Origin of the sequence: Herbaspirillum sp. B65, assembly GCF_000333555.1 — a bacterium.
In the GTDB taxonomy this organism is placed as follows: Bacteria; Pseudomonadota; Gammaproteobacteria; order Burkholderiales; family Burkholderiaceae_D; genus Herbaspirillum; species Herbaspirillum rubrisubalbicans.
On the sequence record NZ_BADI01000334.1, the window covers coordinates 1 to 3,134 of the forward strand.

Genomic DNA, 3,134 nt, shown 5'->3' on the forward strand with positions numbered 1-3,134 from the left:
CTCATGCCTGCGCACCACGCGTCATGTCCTCGTTTCGCCGCAGCGATTGGCGATGCTGGCTGCCATTCGCGATGCGCTGCCCAAGGGCATGATGCGCAAGTCCATCCTTGCTGCGGATGGGCGCAATGGCACGGTGACCTTGTTCGACGTCAAGTACCGCGCCAGCGAAGAGGTCGGCGAGGGCGTTGATTTCACCTTCACCATGGATGAGCGTGACCGCAAGGAAATCATCCATCACCTGCGCCAGGGTAAGCAGAGCGCCGATTTCGCCATCGCTTCCATGCATACGCATGAACCCGGAAATTTCTGCGAAACCCCGCCAGATTTCATGCCGCAGTTCGCGCGCCAGGCCATCGATAATGGCGCTGACGCCTTTATCGGCCATGGTCCGCATCAATTGCGCGGCATCGAGATCTACCAGGGCAAGCCGATCTACTACTCGCTGGGCAATTTCTTCTTCATGGAGAACCAGCAGCAGCCTATCACTCGGGATGAACACGAGAAGGACAAGGTCGAACCGATGTCCATGACCGAGGCCGAGTTCATGGAACATCGGCGCGTGCATGGTGTATTCAAGGAACAGGTGTGGTATGAGAGCGTAGTGGCCGTCAATCGCTATGACAGCCGTGGCCGACTGCAGCAGATCATGCTGCATCCCATCGAAATGCACTGGGCGGGTGAGCGCGATGCCGATCGCGGCATTCCACGCATCGCCCATGGCCAGGATGCCCAGCGCATTCTGCAACGTCTGCAACGGCTCTCTGCCGCCTATGGCACCCAGATCGAGATCGCGGGTGAACTGGGGATCATCAGCCTGGCCTGAACCAGGCACCAGAAAAAATGCTGCCTGCCAACAAGGCAGGCAGCATGGTCAATGGAGGCGCGCCATCGACGTTTGAACGGCGCGCACTCTCTCAATGCTTGGTGTCATCACCCGCTGCACGGTCCGGTTTACTCCACAGCAGCGGTATCTTGCTGGCATGGCCATGGTGGCGCTTGGCCGGCGGGGGATCGAGGAACTGATCCTTGCGCCAGTCCATGGCCTTGGCGGCCAGATGCGCCAGGATCGAACGCAGCGTGACGGCATCCATGCCGCTGAGCCGGTAGCGGTTGGCAAACACGATGCGGCCGGTCGCCGGCGAGAGTGTGTACATGGGGCCGTTACCGGCATACATCAGCAGATTGGTTTCCAGGAGTGCGCGATAGGCCTGCGCTTCACGTCCGACTTCCACGGCGCCGAAGTCGCAATAGACCAGCAGCGTGTCAGGACTAAGCTGCTCGTGGTGCGCCAGCGAGAACACCACATCGTTGACCGCCACCGGCCCACCTTCCAGGATGCCTTGTGCCCCTTTGATCTGGCACAGATTGCAGAGCTGGTGGATCAGCTGTTCATAGTGCTGTTGGGACATGAATGACCTCGTTGCTGTTCAATATCCTGGCCTAGCGTGCGAACTTGGTTTCCAGTCGGGCCAGGTTGCGGGAAAATTCGACGGCCATCTCGGCCAGCGACTGGGTCGGGTCAATCAGTTTGATATCGCCGTAATCCTTGTCCTTCAGTGCCAGGGGGATTTCGGTACATCCTTCCACCACCGCCGAGAGTGCATGATCCTTGGTCAGTTCCTGAACCGCCTGGTCCAGTAGTTCCGTTCCCTTTTCCATGTCGCCGAACTTGACACCCTCATAGATGCCCGCCATCACGTGTTCCTTCTGTGAAGTCGGTGAGGGCAGTGCCCACTTGATCCGGGGGCAGCCATACTGTTCCATCCGGGTCGCGGTGGTCTGGTAGAGCTTGCTATCGATGGTGCCGCTGGTGGCCAGCAGACCGACCGACTTGTCGGGATCGAGATTGTGCTTTCTGAGCGCCCACATGGTTGCTTCGGCGATGTGCAGCAGCGGTACCTTCAGTTTTTCAGACAACACACCGTGGTAGGCGTGGAAGGTGTTGCAAGGAAAGATCAGGAAATGTGCACCAGCTGCCACGCACGCCTGGGCCACGGCAAGCGAGCCGTGGTACGGGTTGTTGGGATCGTTCTTGAGCAGATGGGCACGCCATTCGTCAGGATTGCTGCGGTCGCCCGTGAAGCTGTTGAGATAGGCGGTGCGGTCCTTGATCAGATTGGGGATATTCATCGTGATGACCTGCATATGGTCCTGGTCGGACTTGGGGTCACCCACTTCCTTGGCTGTCTTGAACAGTTTCTGGGTGAGGTCCAGCGTCGCTTCCGGGCCCATGCCGCCGACCACGCCGACCGGGACGAAGTTCACACAGGGTGGCAGCGGCACCTGGGCCGTGTCGATATCTTCCGTGCGCAGGCGCTTGGGCGACGAACCTTCCCTGAAAGTACTGCCCAGGTCGAGGTTTTTCTCCCAGGTCTTTTCAAGAATGGGATAGATGTCGTCGTTGCTCAGTTGCAGCGCAGGGCCCCATGGAACCACGCGGGCTTGCAAACTGGGAGTGCGCTCCTGTACCGGAGATTGTGCAGAGGAGCTCGCCAGGCTGGTATCGCCTGGCGAGTGATGGGAAATGGCAGCCATGTTATTACCTATAAGTCGAATGGATGGGAGAGGGCACAACCCACGTGCGGCGTCCCGGTGCGCGCTTGGCATCGGTCGGCCGCACAGGATTGCGCTGCCTGGCTCCTCTTGGATCACTTGTCCAGGATGGTGTCGCTCTGGTCTACATTGTTCAGGATGTGCGCTACCAGGCGAGTGGACCACTTGCACAGGTCGGTCATCTCTTCCTTGCTCACGCCGACCAGATCCAGAGTGGCTTCGCTGCATAGCGGCTTCATGAATTCCGAAGCGGGCAGGCCGGTGGCCAGGACCTGGGCCGAAACGCTGGCGAAGCTCTTGGAGAAGTCGCCGCTTTCACCCTCTCGCAGCTTGGAGCCACCATCGATCTTGATGATTGCCGGCACTGCCTTGAGCTGCGGACCCTTTTCCTTGTCCGAGTAATCCGAATACACGGCCACACGGAATTCGTACTTCATCGACTTCAGCGGCGAATCCTCCTTGGAGACGCGATCAGCGGTCAGGTACTCGGAGATGGTGTACGGGAAACCGCCACGGTCGCCGTAGGTGCCCTTGACGGATTCGTAGGACTCCTTGATTTCCTGGCGGATCAGTCCGGGTTC

The 3,134-nt window shown here is 59.3% G+C and carries 3 protein-coding genes and 1 pseudogene; 1 reads left to right on the top strand and 3 read right to left on the bottom strand.

What is annotated here, in order from left to right; translation table 11 throughout:
- The coding region (locus I5W_RS08365; protein WP_044528880.1) for a CapA family protein at positions 1-823 on the top strand (823 nt) is incomplete at its 5' end.
- A gap of 91 nt (positions 824-914) precedes the next feature.
- Here I5W_RS08365 and I5W_RS08370 read toward each other — a convergent pair.
- From I5W_RS08370 to I5W_RS08380, 3 genes and pseudogenes are all read right to left on the bottom strand, one after another.
- Positions 915-1,409, bottom strand: coding sequence for a CesT family type III secretion system chaperone (locus I5W_RS08370; protein WP_017453484.1), 495 nt, complete (start codon positions 1,407-1,409; stop codon positions 915-917).
- Positions 1,410-1,440: 31 nt separating this feature from the next.
- Positions 1,441-2,535, bottom strand: coding sequence for an aspartate/glutamate racemase family protein (locus I5W_RS08375; protein WP_237741954.1), 1,095 nt, complete (start codon positions 2,533-2,535; stop codon positions 1,441-1,443).
- Between the two features lie 113 nt (positions 2,536-2,648).
- Positions 2,649-3,134, bottom strand: a pseudogene (locus tag I5W_RS08380) (hypothetical protein); the annotation flags it as partial.